The organism is Daejeonella sp. AP26, assembly GCF_056680515.1.
Window position 1 is genome coordinate 74168 of record NZ_CM155286.1, and the last position, 18280, is coordinate 92447.

Genomic DNA, 18280 nt, shown 5'->3' on the forward strand with positions numbered 1-18280 from the left:
ATTTTTATTAACAATCAGAGTTTAGGGTATAGTTAAAAGCGTTAAATCTATCAGACTCCAATCTCCAGGATCTGGCGGATCATCTGGTTCGTAAATCCCCACTCATTATCATACCAGGCCATGACTTTTACCAGGTCGCCATCTACCACACGGGTCATTCGCAGGTCGACCACGGCAGCAAAGGAACTTTGAACTATATCTGAGGAAACCAGCGGTTCATCGCTCACCGATAAAACCCGTTTGTAACGGTCGGTTTGTGACTCTTCAGACAGGAAAGTATTGATCTCTTCGACAGAGGTGCTCCGCTCAGCAATAAAAGTAATATCAGATATAGAGCCCACCGGCACCGGGGTTCGGATAGAGATTCCGTCAAACCTGCCTTCTAATTGGGGAAGTGTTTTTACCGCTGCAAGGGCCGCACCTGTGGAGGATGGAACTAAATTGACAGCTGCTGCACGTCCCATGCGAACGTCTTTTTTGGAGGGAGCATCTACCAGCTCCTGGGATGCTGTATAAGCGTGAACGGTATTTAAAATGGCTTTTTTTATGCCCAGCCTTCGGTCGATGATCTCCATGACAGGGGCAATATTATTGGTGGTGCAGCTTGCGCATGAGAATATACTTACTTCGCGGTCCACCCTGTTAACGCCATGAACTACCGTCGGCGCGTCTTTACTTGGGCCTGAAATCACCACGGTCTTTGCGCCGGCATGAATATGTTTTTCAGCGTCCTCGCTTTTGGTGAATAGACCGGTGCTTTCAATCACCACATCTATGGTCAAATCTTTCCAGGGAAGGCTTCCCGGATCCTTTTCAGAAACATACAAGATTTTCTTATCGCCAACACGCAGGTAATTGTCTTCAATGGCCACTTCACCTGAATACTTGTTGTAGACGCTGTCGTACTTAAACAAGTAGCCAGCGTTTTCAATACTCATTAAATCATTGATTGCCACCACTTCTAATTCGGGCGTTTCAATGATTATTTTCAATGCGGCGCGTCCGATCCTGCCAAAGCCGTTAATTGCTATCTTTTTCATCCAGGGAAGTATTTAGTAGTTAGTATTTAGTACTGAGTACTTAGTACTAAGTATTTAGACCGGCATACGTGAAGATCTGAATCACATCTACATTTGCATGCTGTAGAGTTATAAAGTTTCATTGGTATAATTTGTTTTCATGTTCGATTGAACGGGCAGTTTTTGGGTTCACTTACCAGAGCGTCAGAAAATATTCAACCAGCAAAATTGCTTCAGGTTAGCCGGCAGTTGCACGACAAACAACTAAAAGCCCCTGATGGCCGGCCATTATGTAAGCATGGAAACCGGCGATTTATCAACCATTGCTGGCTACAACGCTATCGCCCGTATTCTCAATACCTATGTGGTCAAAACGTAGTAAGAAGGTCAAATATGAAAAGTAAATGGACGTTATTCCACAATCTTCTCCTTACTCACTTCATGAACCTTGCTGTGTTTACGTCCGTACAGGAAGTAGATTACCACGCCAAGCGCCATCCAGATGAACAGGCGTGACCAGCTTTCCGAAGGCAGGGAATACATCAGGTAAACGCAAACCAGCACACCCATTAGCGGTACAAAAGGAACCCAGGGTGTACGGAACGGACGGATAGCATGCGGTAGTTTTTTACGCATCACGATCACACCAATACATACGAGTACGAAAGCAAATAGAGTTCCGATAGACACCATATGCCCCAGATCGGATACCGGAACAAAACCTGCAAACAGGCTTACAAATACCATGAAAAACAAGTTGCTTTTCCAGGGGGTGCGGAACTTATGGTGAATGTTACTGAAGAATTTCGGCAGCAACCCGTCGTTGGACATCGTGTAGAATATGCGGGATTGTCCCAGGAGCATAACCAGGAGCACCGATGTATAACCGCAAAGGATAGCGATGATAAGACCATCCTGTAAAAACGTGTATCCGGTTACGGCGAAGGCCGTTGCAGCAGGTTTTGCATCGCCTGCAAAGTCTTTATAGTTAACCAAGCCGGTCATCACATGTGCAAACAATACATACAGGATAGTGCAAACTATCAGCGAGCCGAGAATACCAATAGGCATGCTCTTCTGTGGATTCTTGGCTTCCTGTGCGGCAGTTGATACGGCATCAAAACCAATGAAGGCAAAAAATACAACCGCCGCGCCTGTCGAAATACCCGACCAACCGTAGTTTTCAAACTGGCCGGTATTTGCCGGAATATAGGGGACATAATTTTCAGGATTAATATGGCTCCATCCAAGCGCAATAAACAGCAGGATAACCCCCACCTTCATGATTACAAGGATATTGTTCACTGTGGCCGACTCTTTCGATCCACGAACCAGCACGAGGGAGAGAAGGCAAATAATAAAAACTGCAGGAAGGTTGATCCAACCCCCGTCGATGACTGTTCCGTCGCCAAGTTTTATTGTTTCCCACGGTGACACTACCAGCTGATGGGGCAGCTGCAGATCGTATTTATGAAGTATTTCCAGCAGATACCTCGACCAGCTGACGGACACCGTCGCTGCGCCCAGCGCATATTCAAGAACGAGATCCCATCCTATAATCCAGGCCATAAACTCACCCATGGTTGCATACGAGTAAGTGTAGGCGCTTCCCGCGACCGGAATCATCGCTGCAAACTCAGCATAGCAGAGGCCGGCAAACGCACAGGCAAAAGCGGCGAGAGCAAATGAAATGGTTACTGCTGGACCCGCGTTATCCGCTGCAGCAATCCCGGTAAGTGAAAACAGTCCGGCGCCAACGATGGCTCCAATACCCATGGCAACCAGGTTGAAACTGGTTAACGAACGTCGTAGATGACCTTCACCGCTGGCTCCGGCTTCAAACAACAACTGTTCAATCGATTTCCGTTGAAACATCTGATATGTAATTTTTTTCCAATAAAGTATAAAGGGGTGTCCAAACGTAGGTATTTAATCTAAGAAGTAGAGAAGGACCGCTACCGGGATGCAGAAAATTTATATTTTTAATATTGGACGTAATTGACTGGAAAAGAAATTTTTGCGTGCATTTTTAAGATGTGCTAATTTTCTTCCGCTTATGAAATCAGGCCCGCAAAATTTTGCTTTTTGACATTGATATGGAGATATCCCACCATTTGTCGAAACTCTGATCATTGTTTGCGTAAATACAATGCTCACTAGCTGATAGTCTATGTTTGAGATTCGTTTATCTCGGGAACGATATCTCAGGTTGCCGGCAGTTGAATGATAAACTCTGAGTATTCACCCTCTTTTGTGTCTACCGCAATGTCACCACCGTGGCCCTTCGTCACAATGTCGTAGCTCAGTGATAGTCCCAGGCCGGTACCCTCGCCGGCAGGTTTAGTAGTGAAGAAAGGCTGAAAGATCTTATTGAGCGCTTTCTGTGGAATACCGGTTCCGTTATCTTTGACGTGTATTTCGACATGCCCGTCCACTCTTCTGGTATTCATGACAACTTCCGGTTCAAAGGTCTTGCCCAGCTTTTTCTTTTTCTGATTGACGGCGTAAAAAGCATTGTTGTAAAGGTTCAGAAAAACTCTCCCGATTTCCTGCGGAACAACGTTGACTGTTCCAACATCATCGCTATAATGAGTTTTTATCCCTGCGTTGAAGCTTTTGTCCCTTGCCCGCAGACCATGATAGGCCAGCCATAAGTACTCATCCGCCAACCGGTTGATGTCTGTAGGCTGTTTTTCGCCTGTTGCACCGTGGCTGTGTTCCAGCATACTGTTTATTATAGCAGAAGCCCGTTGCCCATGGTTCAATATTTTTTCTCCATTATGTTCAATACTGTCAGCCAGAGTATTTGCTTCTCCGTAGTTCCCTTTAACCAGTTCTTCTTTCATCTCTGATACTAACTCCTTATTAAGACCAGCGAAGTTATTAACGAAGTTTAAGGGGTTTTGTATCTCGTGAGCAATGCCGGCAGTCAGCTCCCCCAAAGAAGCCATCTTTTCGCGCTGAATTAATTGGGTCTGCGTATTTTTCAATTCATCCAATGCTTTCTCGGTTTCGCTTTTTTGTTTATGTAATTCAACATTAGCCCTTTGTTTTTGCCGGTTGTTGCGCAGGATGAAGAAGGAAAGCAAAAGGAAGGCTATTGCTCCTATGAGATAGATGTTTCGCTGAGATCGCTGCACCGTTAATTCTTTATCCTTCAGTAAAAGTGCCTGTTCCTTTTGCTTCGAAATTAATGTCTGTTTCTCAAGCTGTGACCGTTGTAAGGCTTTTTCCTGCTCAGCCAGTGTCAGCCTCTTTTCTTTTTGCTCGTTGCTGAGTTGCAATTCAGCCTTGGTCTTTAAGAAAGTGAGACGCTGCACATCTTTTTCCCGGTTCGCCAATTCAAGTGCGGCTTGTTTCAGTTTCAAATCCTGCTGCTGTTTTTTCGAAAGCAACGTTTGTTTGTCGAGTTGTTCTGCAATGAGCGCCTGCTCAAGTCTCAGCGAATCCTCTTTTTTTGAGAAAGTATAATACATCCGCTGTTCGAGTAGCTGCTTTGCTGATTCTGCATTAGCAATACTGTCGCGGTAAGTTATAAATTGCTGATAGTTTTTAAAGGCAGAAGCATAATTACCCTTTGCACTATCTATCTGTGAAAGTAATTTATATGACTTGCTTATAATCTCTTTATAGCCAACCTGTTTTGAAATATTTAATGCCTTATCTAATGACTTTTTGCTTTCATCCAGATCTTTCATATCGAAATAAACGCTTCCGCTTTCCAGATACGATATTGCGACGGATTCTCTCGAGCCAATTGCTTCAAAACGTTTCCTTGCGTCATCAAAGCTTTTCAAAGCTTCTATTGGTTTACCCATTAAACTGTAGATAGTTCCCAGGTTTCCCTGGGCAGCCGCTATTCCTTTGGTATCATCTGTAAGTTCCGAAAGCCTTAGCGCTTCTTCAAATGCTTTCAATGCTTCAGGTGTTTTTCCTAATTCCCTGTATGCATTCCCCAGGTTGTTGTAGGCACCGGCAATAACCATCTTATTATCCTGTTCTTCGGCAGCTTTCTTTGCCAGGATATAACTCTTCAACGACTCCTTCCAATTCTTCTGATCCTCGTACATCAGGCCGATACCGGTATGCACATTATAGATGCCAACTTTATTGCCTGTTTTTTCGAACAGACGCAAGGCCGAATAATTATCTTTTAATGATTGCTGAACATTTCCGTTTCGATTATTCAGTCTGGCGCTCACCACATAGCAGTTGGCCAAGCCGGTTTCGTTTCCCGATTCGGTATAGTACCTTATAGCCAGGTCTTTATAAGCGGCAGCCTCATTATATTCACTTTTCCGGATAAGTACGACGGCGGTGATATAGGCTAGCTTGCCTGAAAGGTTTTTATTGCTGGTTTGCTGAGCGGTTTTTAAGCCCTTTTTGAAAAACTGGATAGCGGCGTCATAGTTATTCCGCTGATGAACCGAACCCAACGCATAATAGGTTTCAGCCAGTTCTTCCGGACGCTTTAATTCCTCATAAAGTTTTTGAGCAGACAGATAATTCGCTAGTGCATCATTTGATTTCGACTTGTTTGCATAGGCGTGGCCTAAGTTGAAATAGGCGTCCGCTTCACCCTGTATGAAATTTATTTTTTTGGAAAGGCTAAGCGCAGATGAAGAGAGTAGGAGGGCACTGTCAGCTTTGCCAGTTTTTAAAAGACTGGAGGATAGGGTGTTGAGGATCTTAATTCGTGCAGTGTCATTACGGGCTGCCTGAAGGACTTGTCGTAGCGAATCCTCTCTGGCCTGCTCTTTCTTTTGTGCGAGCAGTGCTGGTGGCAAAAATAACAGCGTGAGTATGATCAGCGTAGTTTTCATGTGCCAATACTTCATCCGGAAATAATACAATCAATTTAATAAATTGAAATCAGATTGAATTAAAGCAAGGTCAGAATTTTTTCCAGCAACCAGTAATCATCCGGTGACATGTAGGATATCAGACATATAAGTCAGGTAAATGATTGAAGTTTAATTACAATTCCGAACGGTCAAAAAGATCATGAGGAATTCTTTAATTACAGATCCCATGGAAATATTAGCGAAATAAACTCATCGGTTGATAAAAATTTAGAGTATGGCTAATTAAATGGATTGGGAAAGAATGTTAAATACGCCCATTTGTTTTATTTAGAAGGAGTAGATCAGTTATTTCTTCATAGCAGAAACAATCCTACAAAACTTAATGTAATCTCTCGATCTTACAAGTATAACGTTGACCAGTATCCTATTGAAATCACGATTCAACATACTGATGGACCACAAAGTGTTAAAATAATCTATTCTGTAAAGTGATAAAAGTTTGGCTTTAGATATCGTATTCAGGGCATGCGGTCACTACAGGAGCGTGGTGCAGGGCTATGGTAATTGCGGAAAGATTAGATAGAAAATATTATTGGCGGTTGAAGACCAGCTGTCCGCCTTGACCCACCACGCTTAAGGATAACTTATTACCACTTACTCCATTGATCTCATAACAAATGATATCTGTTGCATCCTCTAAATTTAACAGATTCAAAAACCTCGTATTACTGGTAACCGGTACTGTTTTACCGCATTGCGGTGAAGAATTTGAAATAGTGTAACTACCGGTTTCTGTTAACGAGTCAGAGTAATATTGAGAACATCGGTCGGGGGTAAATACCAACTTCCAATTATTATCACTTTCGGAAATCCATGTTCCAACAACTGATAGCAACGTTTTCTTAGTTTTCAAATAAAAATCGCTGCCAATCTTCAGCTCTTTTCCTTCAGCCTCAACATCTATCTCCTGCCACTCTTTGCCAGGCCGGATCCATTTGTTCCCGGTCAGGCTGGTTTTAATAAGCATGTTAAAACCCGGAACACAATTGATATACCTGAAACTCAAACTCTGACCGTTCAAGCTGTATTCCAATGTAGGGATATCTATCTCCCTAAGGTACTGGTCAAAGATTGGCTGCAGGTCCATTTTAAACGCCTTACTTATGTATTTCTCCACTTCTCCGGATTCAACGGTCCGGTGGTAAAATTCCTTATTTAAGCCCCTTAAAACTTTGCGAAATCTTTTGTCATCGTCCAGTAGCGCTCTCAGCGTATGGATCAGCGTCCACCCTTTCAGGTACATATGTTCGCCGGCATCTTCAAAGATCTCGTACCGCCTGATCAGCGGTTCGTTATTTTCAATTTTGTTCAGTGTCCTGGCTTCATAAAATTCCTTAGCCGCCTGTTTCCCATACTGCTCTTCAATAAAAAGCTCTTCCGCGAAGCCTCCAAAACCTTCATGTACCCATCTGTCCGTAAAGTCCTTCGTGGTGATACTATTTCCAAACCATTCATGGGCCATCTCATGCACCACCAGACGGTCCGTATTCAGGTCCCAATAACTCAGATTCTTTAATTTGATCCTGCCCAGCCTGAACCCATTTCCGTAGGCGATGGCACTTTGATGTTCCATTCCGATATAGGGTGCTTCCACCATCTTAAAACTGTCTTCGTAAAAAGGATAGGGGCCAAACCAGTATTCAAAAGTCTTCAACGTCTTATTCACCTCGTGTTTCAGGTAGGAATGAACCTTTTCGCGATTATAATCCAATACCCAGTAATCGGTATCAAGCTTTTTCTTCTCACCAGGATACACTTCGTGTACATTCACATACTTACCGACATAGAAAGCCAGTCCATAATTATTTATGGGATTTACAACCTGCCAGGTGAATGTGCTGGTTCCATTGTGGTTATTTATAACATTTCTCAGCCGTCCGTTTCCAAGACCCACCAACGTGTCAGGAACTGTGATAGCTATTGATGCTCCCTTATCCGGTTCGTCACCCTGGTGTACTTTGCAGGGGAACCATACACTCGCACCTACCAGCTGCGCCCCAAGGGTAATCCATGGCCTCCCCAGTGAATCCCTCTTCCATGAAACACCACCATCCCAGGGTGGGTTAAGTGACTCCTTGGGTTTGCCCGAATAATAAATATCAACCGTGTTTGAAGACCGAAACGTTAAATCCGGCACGTTGACAAACCAGGCATCACCGTCATTGCTGACTTCGAGTTCCCGCCGTTTATATATCACGCTGTCAATGACAAGTGGCTTTTGAAGGTCGATTTGCATGAAGCGGTTCTTATTGCTGCTGATCACCTCAAAGCTGATGCTATTTCTGCCACGGATAGTTTTAGTCTTATAGTCTGGCGTCACACTCAATGCATAGTGTTTCAGATCCCACCATTCCCTGCCTTTGGTGATACTGCCTTTAAGAGTGTCTTGCCGGGAAGGTATAATACTTTGAGCAGGAGCATTGACGTAGAATAAGATGAGAAATGCCGATGAAAGCAAGTATTTTAAATTCATGATGAGGAAATAAGGGGGATGGAGTAAATTGTAAGTCATCTTCGCCTGCACTGGCAAGATAGTATTTTGATGTGGATGTCAATTAGCGTTTCCTTATTTCAAACTATCACGCAGAGATTGTGAACGGTAATTCTTCCACATTCTTTTTTTACTTAAAATTCCTCGCCTTCGGGAAAACCCCTTCTTCTACAATCTCCCTTACCTGAGTCCTTTTATTCTCTGCCGGGAAAGGACTTTTCTCATCGGCACGCGATAATGTCAACAGCGGCAGGTTTTCATTTTCAGCAGCAGTAAGTCCGCGTAAGAGCTTTGTAAGATCAAAGCAGCGTTTGACGATCACATGAACCACTTCGCCTTCCCGCTGAAGCTTGCCTTCCACCATGAGCAGCCTGGCGCCAAGGATCTCCTTGCGGTAAGTTTCAAACAGATTCTGGAAGACCACAAGGTTAGAGAACCCCGTCTCATCTTCAAGGGTGATGAAGCAAACACCGCCTGCTGTTCCGGGTCTTTGACGTACCAGCACCAGGCCGGCCGCTTTCACGTTCATACCATTTTTAGCATTACGGATCTCATCTGAAGACAGGATATGAAGCATCCGGAGTTTCTCCCTGACAAAACTAACCGGGTGTGCTTTGAGCGATAAAGCGGTTGTGGCATAATCCTGCACGACGTGTTCGGCGGTGGTCATAAAGGGTAGTGAGATCTGAGTTTCCAGGGCGCTTTCCGATGGCTGGCCTTCAAAAAGAGCGATAGGCCGGTCATTCAGGGCCGCCACTTCCCACAAAGCCTGCCGGCGATCCAGTCCAAGGGAGCGGAAGGCATCCGCATCGGCCAGCCGTTCCATTGCCGCCTGCGGTACCCCGGCATCGCGTAAAGCAGGAATGCTTTTATAGCCTTCTCCTCTTGCAGAAACCAGCGCCTCAATATCTTCCTCGCGCATCCCTTTGATCTGCCGGAAACCCAGCCTTAGCGCATAATATTTGCCAGTCTTTTCTTCTAACAAATTATCCCATTGGGAAAAGTTAATATCCACTTCCCACACTTCAACGCCATGTTTCCGGGCATCAATTACCAGTTGTGCCGGCTGGTAGAAACCCATGGGCATACTGTTAAGAATGGCAGTGCCGAAAACATCAGGGTAATAATGCTTGAGCCAGCAGGAGACATAAACCAGCAAGGCGAAGCTGGCCGCATGACTTTCCGGGAAACCATAGCTGCCGAAACCTTCGAGCTGTTTGAAGATCCGCTGTGCGAACTCTTCGGTATAACCCCGGGCGGTCATACCGTCTACCAGTTTCTTCTGGAACTGATTAACCATTCCTTTGAACTTAAAGGTTGCCATACTTCTGCGAAGCTTGTCAGCTTCAGCAGGAGTAAAACCGGCTGCAACAATAGCAATCTTCATCGCCTGTTCCTGGAACAACGGCACTCCTAATGTCCGGCTCAGGATCTCTTCCAATTCTTTAGATGGATATTCCACAGCCTCTTCGCCGTTTCGCCGCCGCAGGTAGGGGTGAACCATGTCTCCCTGGATTGGTCCCGGTCGAACGATCGCCACTTCGATCACCAAATCGTAAAAGCACTTAGGGCGCAGGCGCGGAAGCATAGTTTGCTGAGCACGACTCTCGATCTGGAAAACCCCGATCGTGTCGGCAGCACTGATCATGTCATAAACTTCCGGATCATCCTGCGGAATATTAGCCAAAGTCAGATCGAGGTTGTAATGCTTTTTCGCCAGGTCAAAAGCCTTGCGGATGCAGGTGAGCATGCCGAGACCCAGCACATCAATCTTCAGGAAACCCAGCGCATCAATATCATCCTTGTTCCATTCAATGTTTGTGCGGTCCTGCATACGGGCATTGAGGATAGGGCAGAGATCAGTCAGCTTTCCGCGAGTGATCACAAAGCCACCGGTATGCTGACCTAGTTGTCGCGGGAAGCCCATCAGCTGGGCGGTCAGCTGCAACACCTTCCGCAAATGCGGATCTTTTCCGTTCAAGCCCTGTTCCAGCAGGCGAGGCTCATCAAACCATTCATCAGTAAACTCCCAAATCGCACTCGAAAGCCGGTTAACCGTATCGATAGAAAGGCCCATCGCTTTTCCCACATCACGAATAGCACCTTTCTGATGCAGTTGCGTGACAGTAGCTACTATTGCCGCCCGGTCACGACCGTACTTATTATAAATATATTGGATTACCTCTTCGCGTCGCTCGTGTTCAAAGTCCACATCAATGTCCGGCGGTTCATTACGGGCCGAAGAAATAAAGCGCTCAAAGAGCAGGTCAAACTTTGTGGGATCTACCGACGTAATTCCCAGGCAATAACAAACTGTAGAATTCGCTGCGGACCCCCGTCCCTGGCATAAGATCCCTTTGCTTCGAGCGAAGTGAACAATGTCATAAACCGTCAGGAAGTAGGGCGCATAGTTCATTTCCTCGATGAAGATCATTTCATGATTGATATTGGAAATGATCTTTTCAGGGATGTTCTCCCCGTAAAATTCCCTTGCACCCTGCCAGGTAAGCAGGGTCAGTTCTTCCTGTGGTGTCCGCCCTTCGGAGGTGATCTCTTCGGGATATACATACTCCAGACTGTCCAGCGAAAACTGACAAGCATCCGCAACTTCCTGTGTGCGTTCTATAGCCTCAGGATATTGCCTGAACAAGCGGAGCATTTCTTCTGCCGGTTTCAAGAAGCGCTCTGAATTCTGGTGCAGACGGAAACCTGCATTCTGAATAGTGCATTTCTCACGGACACAAGTCAGCACATCCTGCAGCTCGCGCCGCTGGAAGTTATGGTAATGCACATCATTGGTGGCAACCAGCGGGATATTCAGCCGATCGGATATCTGCGACAAGCGAAAAAGCTTTTTGCTGTCATCACCCTGGTAAGTGCGGGTGGCCGCTATGGATAAATGCTGATCAAAAGCCTGACGGTATTCTTTCAATTGCTCTTCAAAAGATGGCTCGAACTGAAAGGTATCCGTCAATTCAGATGGAGGTACAGCAATTAACTGCATGCCTTCCGCATGTTCATAAACATCTTTTTTATACAGGATACATTCTCCTTTATCCGCACGAAGATTCCCTTTGCTCAGCAGGGCGGAAAGTCGGCAGTAAGCTTGTTTATCGGTGGGATAGGCAAGTAAGCTTGGTCCATCCACCAAATCAAGACGGCAACCCGGGATTAAAGTGATACCATTTGCTTTGGCAGCTACATGAGCTCGTACGATGCCGGCAAGGGTGTTCCGGTCGCAAATGGCAATCTTCGAATAACCGAGTTCAGCAGCCTCCTGCACCATCTCATCGGGATGAGAAGCTCCGCGAAGGAAACTGAAATTGCTGGTGACCTGAAGCTCTGTATAATTCATCTTTTAACTAAATCAGGATCATATCCATGCCCAGAGAGATATAGTTTATTTCCCTGCCGGATAACTTTTTCAAATTTAGACTACAAAAATAATACTAAAATTATTAGCATTTCAGTATGATTTAAAAGTTATGGATTTTCAGAATTTCAAGCCATTCCTGCTTGCGGTCGATTTTTTTAGTAATCAGACCAATTAATATAACCCTGAGATATTGAAGTAATGAAAAATTCATTTCAGAGCAACTTGATGGTTAAATAAAAGAAACGAGATAACAAATCATTATCTTGTCGTATATTAACATAATATACTCCCATCACCTTTTCAACAAGCTTCCTTCCATCTTTATTAATAAGTCTTAACTGCCTGGTATCATGTCAGCAAGTCTTCTTATTAATATATTTTCAGCCACAAAGCAGGATCAGAAGGTCATAAACTTTTTTCAGGCTGAGTGTATGACAACAGAAGTTGAACACCAGTTGATAAATAGGATTCATGACATATTATTAATAGCAAAGGATGTCAGTGATTCCATTGAAATAAATGTTTTGATTGAAACTCCAAATGTAGACGAGGCAGAGTTTCTAATAAAAAAGAAGATTAAAAAACCATTCGAAATCATTACCCCGAAACTAAGCATCCGCGAAATTGAAGTACTTGGATTAATAATGCAGGGCAATACAAATAATGAGATTGCCGAAAAGTTATTTATTTGCTATGAAACGGTTAAATCCCACCGAAAAAATATTCTTGAAAAAACAGGCGCTAAAAATACTGCGGCTCTGATTAATTATTACCATCAAACATTTTTCGAAAAATAAAATGCTTCTATAAAATCCCTCTTTCGGGGGATTGATACGGGTGACGTCTAATGGTAGATTAGATCATCTATTCAAACTTAATTACTCATGCTATGAATAACTATGCAGGAAATGGCATTAATGCTGAACTTGCCATGTTTGAAACCCCTTTTGCCGACGTTCCTATCTCAAAGGAAACACCCACAGGAAATGAATCTGCCGAACCTGTTTATAGCAATTTCGGGACAGATTTTGAAAGTCCTTTTTCCAGAACTTATGAGACAAACGGGGATGGACATCAACTGTCGGAAAATTCAGAAGAATTTGTGGGATTACTCGCAGAATTAGATGACACCCAATTTTCCAATACCCTGTATGAACTGGCATCAGAAATAGAAGACACCTGGCTTCCCAAAATATCGAATGAACTGGCAATGGGGGAAAATTATATTCCTTATGCTACCCAGAATGCAAGGGAGTATATCCAGCCTTTGGTGAATGAAATCGAAAGCACTATTGAAAGAGTTGCCCAGCATTTTTCGGGAAATAACCTGGCTGACCATTCTGATGCGGAGATCGAAGCGTTTTTCTCAGAACTTGGATCATCAAATATTAGCTTTACACCTGCACAGGAACAGCTATTTGGAGGTGTTCTCAGTAAAATAAAATCAGTAGTTAAGAAGGGGGTTGATTTAGCCAAAAAAGGGGTCAGTGCTGTCGGTAAAATTATGCCAATTGGCATCGTTCTTAATAAGATTAAAGCATTGATTAAGCCTTTACTCGAAAAGGTATTAAAGTTCGCCATCGGAAAACTCCCTAAAAACTTGCAGCCGCATGCGCAAGCGCTGGCCAAAAAATATCTTAACCTTGAAACCCCTTTTACATTTGAAGGCTCCGGCAATGACATTTCTTCAACCGGGGAACTGGATGCAATTCAAACTGAATTAGATAATTACATCGCGCAGCTTGTTTTCTCACCAGATGACCCTGAAACAGAAAACTTACTGATGAATTATGAATCATCAGACGATGCACTGGAAAGAAGTAACAGTTATGAAACCGGAGGTTTAAGTTCTCCTTCGCTGGCTGTTGCTCGCCAGCAATTTATTAATGAACTCAAGGATTTGCAGGATGGAGAAAGCCCTGCACCTGCCATTGAACGGTTTCTCCCTGTAGCCATCATGGCATTGCGACCGGTTGTGAAAATGGCCATCTCTCTTATTGGCCGCCAAAAAGTGATCAATTTCCTGGCTGGCGTTTTGGCAAAACTGGTCGGCAAATATGTTCCCGAAACTGTAGCAAAACCTCTGGCAGCAAAAATCATTGATGTGGGAATGGCTTCTATCGGATTTGAAACATATGAAATGAATAAACCTGACCTGGCTTATGAAGCGATTGCCAGCACCATTGAAGAAACTGTCCAAAACATGGGAGATTTGAACGAGACAGATCTGAACGATAATGAAGCATTGACCATGCATCTGTTGGAAGCTTTTGAAACGGCAGCTGCAAATAATTTTCCATCTGAATATATAAGGGAAGATTTGCGGAGGTCAGAAAAAAATGCTTTATGGGTTCTTAAACCAAGAAACGGGCCCAAGAATTTTTATAAAAAATTTACCCATGTTTTTAATATCACCATTACTCCTCAAGCATCTTCTGCGGTAACAACTTTCAGAAAATTACCATTAGCGGATTTTCTGCGTGATAAACTTGGGCTTGACCCAACTAAACCAATACAAGCGAAAGTGCATTTGTATGAGGCTCTTGGAGGTACGATGTTAAGTAAGATTAGTAAAGTTGAAAACCTGCCAGGTCTTAATGCTAACCAGCCATATTCATGGGTTCAGTTTCACCCCTTAACCAGGCAGGCGGCTTCCCTGTTACTCAAGGAACCGGCTTTAGGAAAGAAGATGGATGGAAGATTCCTTTCACGAAGGCATCGCACAGCCATTGGCCAGCGATTCTATTATCTTGAAATACCAGGAGCCAGGTTAAAAATAATCCGCAAAGGAAACACCAATCAGAAGAATCAACAGGGCGACAGGAGAGCAGGTTCAATAGCAGTTCCTAATTCTGGGGATGCGCAGGCAGTTATCAATTTCATTAAATCGGAGATAAGGTTCAACTATTATTTCAGTGAAGAAAGTTCACTATCAGTGGTAGAAAAACTAAACAAAAATGATTTTCTGGGTGCAGCTTTATTCATCCGCCAGTCTGTAAGGAATGTGCTGAATGGAATATTATTAAAGAATGTTAGCAACAAAGTGAAGATTATTCATGAAGCTGTTCCCGAAATCTACCTGGAACGGATGAACGAGCAGCCGGACGAATTTTCCATGAATGATGTGACCAAAGCAATCGGAGGGCTTGGCCTGGGTGCTGGAAAAGAAGTGTTGACTAAAATTGTTGAAAAGTTAATTGACAGGCTATCCGAAAGGGCATACCAGGCAATGGCCGACTTCTTTAAATCAAGGGCTGCTGAGTTTAAACAGGCACAGGCACAACCGCAAGATGGAGTAACAGTAAAGATTGTATGGAATAATATAACGGGAATGTCAGCCATCCGGGCGTTAATTAATGCCATTCGCGGTAACCTTTCTGTAGTTGATCTGGGGAAACTTTCCATACCGACTATTCAAAATCCGGAAATAAAAATAGTAGCAGATAAGAAGTTCGATTAGCGATTCATATCATGCAGACTATAGTATCCATACAAACATCTTTATTGCGGCAGGTTAATCATTGGCTGCAGGCTGCTTCAAGGCTTTCCACCCTGGATCACCTGGCCTCGGGTTATGCATGGCAGGGAATTGACCATAATATTGGACTATTGCTAAGAAAGTGTTTACAGGAAAGTGTAGGTGAAGTGGTTGTTTTGGCAAATAGTTTAAAAAGACAGTTAGAGAATTATGGAGACCAGGAATCATTGCGATCCGTTAAAAAAGGCTTAATTCAGTTACGTGATAAATACTTAAAAGCTGAAGAAACAATTCATTTTTATGCAGTAGCCATAAACTCTCGTACCACTCCAAATATTGCGGCATTACTAAGGGCTTGCGATATTCTCTGTATGAAAAGTATGCAGGCTCTGCTGCAGCCATTGGGAAAGGAAACACCGCCTGTACTTACCTATGTTGATAAAGGGGTTGGAGCTTCCATTCTCAAAGCAGGTTTGCGTTTATGGGACGGTAGAATAAGCCCGGTGGCTGCAATAAAAATTACACAGCATAATCTGTTCCGGCCAACCGCCATTATTCATGAAACCGGCCACCAGGTGGCACATATTATCAATTGGAACGATGAACTGGCCGTTGCGTTCAATACGAGGTTAACCGGTCATCCGCAAATTGCAGGTGCTGCATTCTCCGGTTGGGCAAGCGAGATTGCGGCAGATGCCTTCGCATTCGTTCATACCGGTTATGCTTCTGTCGCTGCATTGCACGACGTAGTTAGCGGTACGACTCAGGCGGTCTTTGCGTATCACCAACATGACCCGCACCCAATATCTTATATCCGTGTATTGCTAAATATTGAAATGTGTCGACAATTCTATGGAAGCGGCCCTTGGGATGATTTAGAAGCTGTATTTAAAAACGACTATAATATCAACCTGGCGAACTATCCTTCTGTTGGTTTGATTAAAATTTGCGCCAACGCACTTCCCGATGTTGTGCAACTGATTCTAAAATCACCTTATCATGCTTTTGGAAATAAGTCCTTAACCCAAATTATACCGCCTGAAAGGGCAAGCCCACAGTCATTGCAGATGCTGGAGCAAACCGCAGGCCCTGCATTATATACTTCACATGCATGGATATGGAAAGAAAGTTTAAGGCTGCTGGCTTTAAACGGATATAAAATCGGAGTTGGGAAAGGTGAACTTTCCGCCCTTTATAAACAGCAGGAAGATTGGATGGTGAGGCTGGGGTTTGCGGTGGAGATGAATTAGATTAATCACTAATAATTAAAACTATCGTTATGATTTCTGTAATCGAACTAAAGGACCTTATTTCCAGGAAAATTTCGCTGATTAATTCGTTTGATACCGCCAAAAAGACTCAGGTTTATGATCTGAGAGATAAAGTATTACTGCTGATCAAACGATACAGCAAACTGGAAAAGCAGGTTGATGATGATAAAAACCCTCCTCCTGATCTGAGCCTTGCTTTGACTGTTCTCAAGGATCTTGAAAGAGATATCAATACGGGTGAAGCGGAATTGAGAAGCTTTTTGAGTGAATCTGAGCCACTTAATTTCAGTAGAGATCCATCGGATGCAGGAACAATCGCTGGAAACGGTGCAGTAATTTTTAGAACAAATGGAAGTAGTTTTTTTGTTCCTGCCGGTACCCTCACACAAAAGGAAATTGAAGATATCATCAATGCTGGTAACATCAGCACTTTAACATCAAAACCTTAAGCTCAATATCAAAATTAAACAATATGGACGCTTTAGATAATCTCATTTTTGCGACATTACAAAGTCCTTTACAGTCAGGCGCTGGAATTGCAAGCGATTACATTCCCCCTGCATTTGGTGGCTTTGCTCCAGGGATAATACCTACAGGATCATTCAATCCCGTTTACAGTTTTTCTTTAGCTGATAAAGAAGCCTATTCCAGTTATGCCGACTCTTCAATCTTTGAAACTGCAATATCACGGCACTGGTACGACGTTAATGGCAATGGATTGGCTCCATTTGCGGATAACTTCCAATATGAGTGGCCCGGAACTGGTATTATTGCCGATTTTACGCAATCATCGTCCTATCATTTTATATATGGTTACTTGCTTGAGAATACCAGGATATTGCAAATATTTGAAAGGCTGATTGAAAGGTATGCAAACGATGAAGAACTGGGTATTGCCACCCCCAGTGTATATCAATGGATCAGCAATTCTGAAAGGTTATTCTTTAAAGACGGAACCTATCGGTCTCACAGTATCAGGAGCCTGATACGACCAAGTTTTGAAGACAACCGCCGAAATGCTTACTACCGAATGTTTGGTATTGACCTGGCTTTTGGCGATATCAATTCAACTGCTTCCGCATATTATAAAGCAAAAACTGCTAATCAGCAATTCGTTCCGTTGTTTGAACGATATTTATCAGAGGTGTGGCAGAGCTATATTAACGTAAGAAATTCATCCGGCCCCAATACCACCGATGTAAACAATCTTGTCGAGCTGGCTACTCAAATAAGAGAACTTTTGAAAGCGAGAAGAGGAGGACGACCCGGTGGTGGGTTGAATGTATATGCAGGAACAAATTTGTCCATGGAAGAATTTGCCTCAGCAATGATTGTGACCTGGTTTACTTTTATTATTTCTGCAGACACACAGCTTGTTAATTTCCTTAACTGTCAGTCATCAACTATAGGGGAAAGGCTGATAAAAATTGGAAATAAAGTAGGTGTACCGGCTCATACCAAATGCCAGGCTTTGTTTGAAATGGCGGGAGCAGCAGCTAATATAATGAACCTTCTTGAAATTGGTACTTACCTCGAATCAACTGCAAATCTGCAAACTATGTTGTCTAGCTTAAATCCCGGTACTCCTGCAAGTATCAATAGTGACTATATGAACTCTTTCCTTACTGTCATCAATAACTGGGAAAAAGCAACAGGCCACCGCATCAAAAACCCTGAGGCAAACATCAGGGGTACGGTTAGCATTCAACAGCAACCAACAAACGGAGTCAGGCCCCAGATAGCTAATAATTAAACAGCGTAGCCAATGTGTATTCTGTAA

10 protein-coding genes are annotated in these 18280 nt (G+C 43.5%); 5 read left to right on the top strand and 5 right to left on the bottom strand.

The window, feature by feature from the left end:
* Positions 1-50 precede the first annotated feature (50 nt).
* From gap to AC1MCB_RS00315, 5 genes are all read right to left on the bottom strand, one after another.
* Positions 51-1040, bottom strand: a complete 990-nt coding sequence (gene gap / locus AC1MCB_RS00295) for a type I glyceraldehyde-3-phosphate dehydrogenase (RefSeq protein WP_479966750.1) — start codon at positions 1038-1040, stop codon at positions 51-53.
* Between the two features lie 390 nt (positions 1041-1430).
* Positions 1431-2894, bottom strand: coding sequence for an amino acid permease (locus AC1MCB_RS00300; protein WP_479966751.1), 1464 nt, complete (start codon positions 2892-2894; stop codon positions 1431-1433).
* A gap of 329 nt (positions 2895-3223) precedes the next feature.
* Entirely contained in the window at positions 3224-5842 is a 2619-nt protein-coding gene (locus AC1MCB_RS00305; protein ID WP_479966752.1) for a tetratricopeptide repeat protein, read from the bottom strand.
* A 571-nt stretch (positions 5843-6413) separates the two neighbouring features.
* Complete coding sequence (locus tag AC1MCB_RS00310; protein ID WP_479966753.1) at positions 6414-8357, bottom strand: M1 family metallopeptidase; 1944 nt, start codon at positions 8355-8357, stop codon at positions 6414-6416.
* Between the two features lie 148 nt (positions 8358-8505).
* Entirely contained in the window at positions 8506-11730 is a 3225-nt protein-coding gene (locus tag AC1MCB_RS00315; protein WP_479966754.1) for an error-prone DNA polymerase, read from the bottom strand.
* 452 nt (positions 11731-12182) lie between these two features.
* Between AC1MCB_RS00315 and AC1MCB_RS00320 the strand changes: the two genes are divergently transcribed.
* The 5 genes from AC1MCB_RS00320 (at position 12183) to AC1MCB_RS00340 (ending at position 18253) form a co-directional block, all read left to right on the top strand.
* Positions 12183-12548: a response regulator transcription factor gene (locus AC1MCB_RS00320; protein ID WP_479966755.1), complete on the top strand. Its 366-nt coding sequence runs from the start codon at positions 12183-12185 to the stop codon at positions 12546-12548.
* 92 nt (positions 12549-12640) lie between these two features.
* Positions 12641-15211 (top strand): hypothetical protein, encoded by a 2571-nt coding sequence (locus tag AC1MCB_RS00325; RefSeq protein WP_479966756.1) that lies wholly within the window; start codon positions 12641-12643, stop codon positions 15209-15211.
* A gap of 11 nt (positions 15212-15222) precedes the next feature.
* A complete protein-coding gene (locus AC1MCB_RS00330; RefSeq protein ID WP_479966757.1) occupies positions 15223-16479 on the top strand; it encodes a hypothetical protein in 1257 nt (418 codons plus the stop codon).
* Between the two features lie 29 nt (positions 16480-16508).
* Positions 16509-16949, top strand: a complete 441-nt coding sequence (locus AC1MCB_RS00335; RefSeq protein WP_479966758.1) for a hypothetical protein — start codon at positions 16509-16511, stop codon at positions 16947-16949.
* A 23-nt stretch (positions 16950-16972) separates the two neighbouring features.
* Complete coding sequence (locus AC1MCB_RS00340) at positions 16973-18253, top strand: hypothetical protein (protein ID WP_479966759.1); 1281 nt, start codon at positions 16973-16975, stop codon at positions 18251-18253.
* Positions 18254-18280 lie beyond the last annotated feature (27 nt).

Excerpts from the sequence above, each read along its gene's own strand:
- gap (WP_479966750.1), bottom strand. The coding sequence starts at position 1,040 with ATGAAAAAGATAGCAATTAACGGCTTTGGCAGGATCGGACGCGCCGCA.
- AC1MCB_RS00300 (WP_479966751.1), bottom strand. The coding sequence starts at position 2,894 with ATGTTTCAACGGAAATCGATTGAACAGTTGTTGTTTGAAGCCGGAGCC.
- AC1MCB_RS00305 (WP_479966752.1), bottom strand. The coding sequence starts at position 5,842 with ATGAAAACTACGCTGATCATACTCACGCTGTTATTTTTGCCACCAGCA.
- AC1MCB_RS00310 (WP_479966753.1), bottom strand. The coding sequence starts at position 8,357 with ATGAATTTAAAATACTTGCTTTCATCGGCATTTCTCATCTTATTCTAC.
- AC1MCB_RS00315 (WP_479966754.1), bottom strand. The coding sequence starts at position 11,730 with ATGAATTATACAGAGCTTCAGGTCACCAGCAATTTCAGTTTCCTTCGC.
- AC1MCB_RS00320 (WP_479966755.1), top strand. The coding sequence starts at position 12,183 with ATGACAACAGAAGTTGAACACCAGTTGATAAATAGGATTCATGACATA.
- AC1MCB_RS00325 (WP_479966756.1), top strand. The coding sequence starts at position 12,641 with ATGAATAACTATGCAGGAAATGGCATTAATGCTGAACTTGCCATGTTT.
- AC1MCB_RS00330 (WP_479966757.1), top strand. The coding sequence starts at position 15,223 with ATGCAGACTATAGTATCCATACAAACATCTTTATTGCGGCAGGTTAAT.
- AC1MCB_RS00335 (WP_479966758.1), top strand. The coding sequence starts at position 16,509 with ATGATTTCTGTAATCGAACTAAAGGACCTTATTTCCAGGAAAATTTCG.
- AC1MCB_RS00340 (WP_479966759.1), top strand. The coding sequence starts at position 16,973 with ATGGACGCTTTAGATAATCTCATTTTTGCGACATTACAAAGTCCTTTA.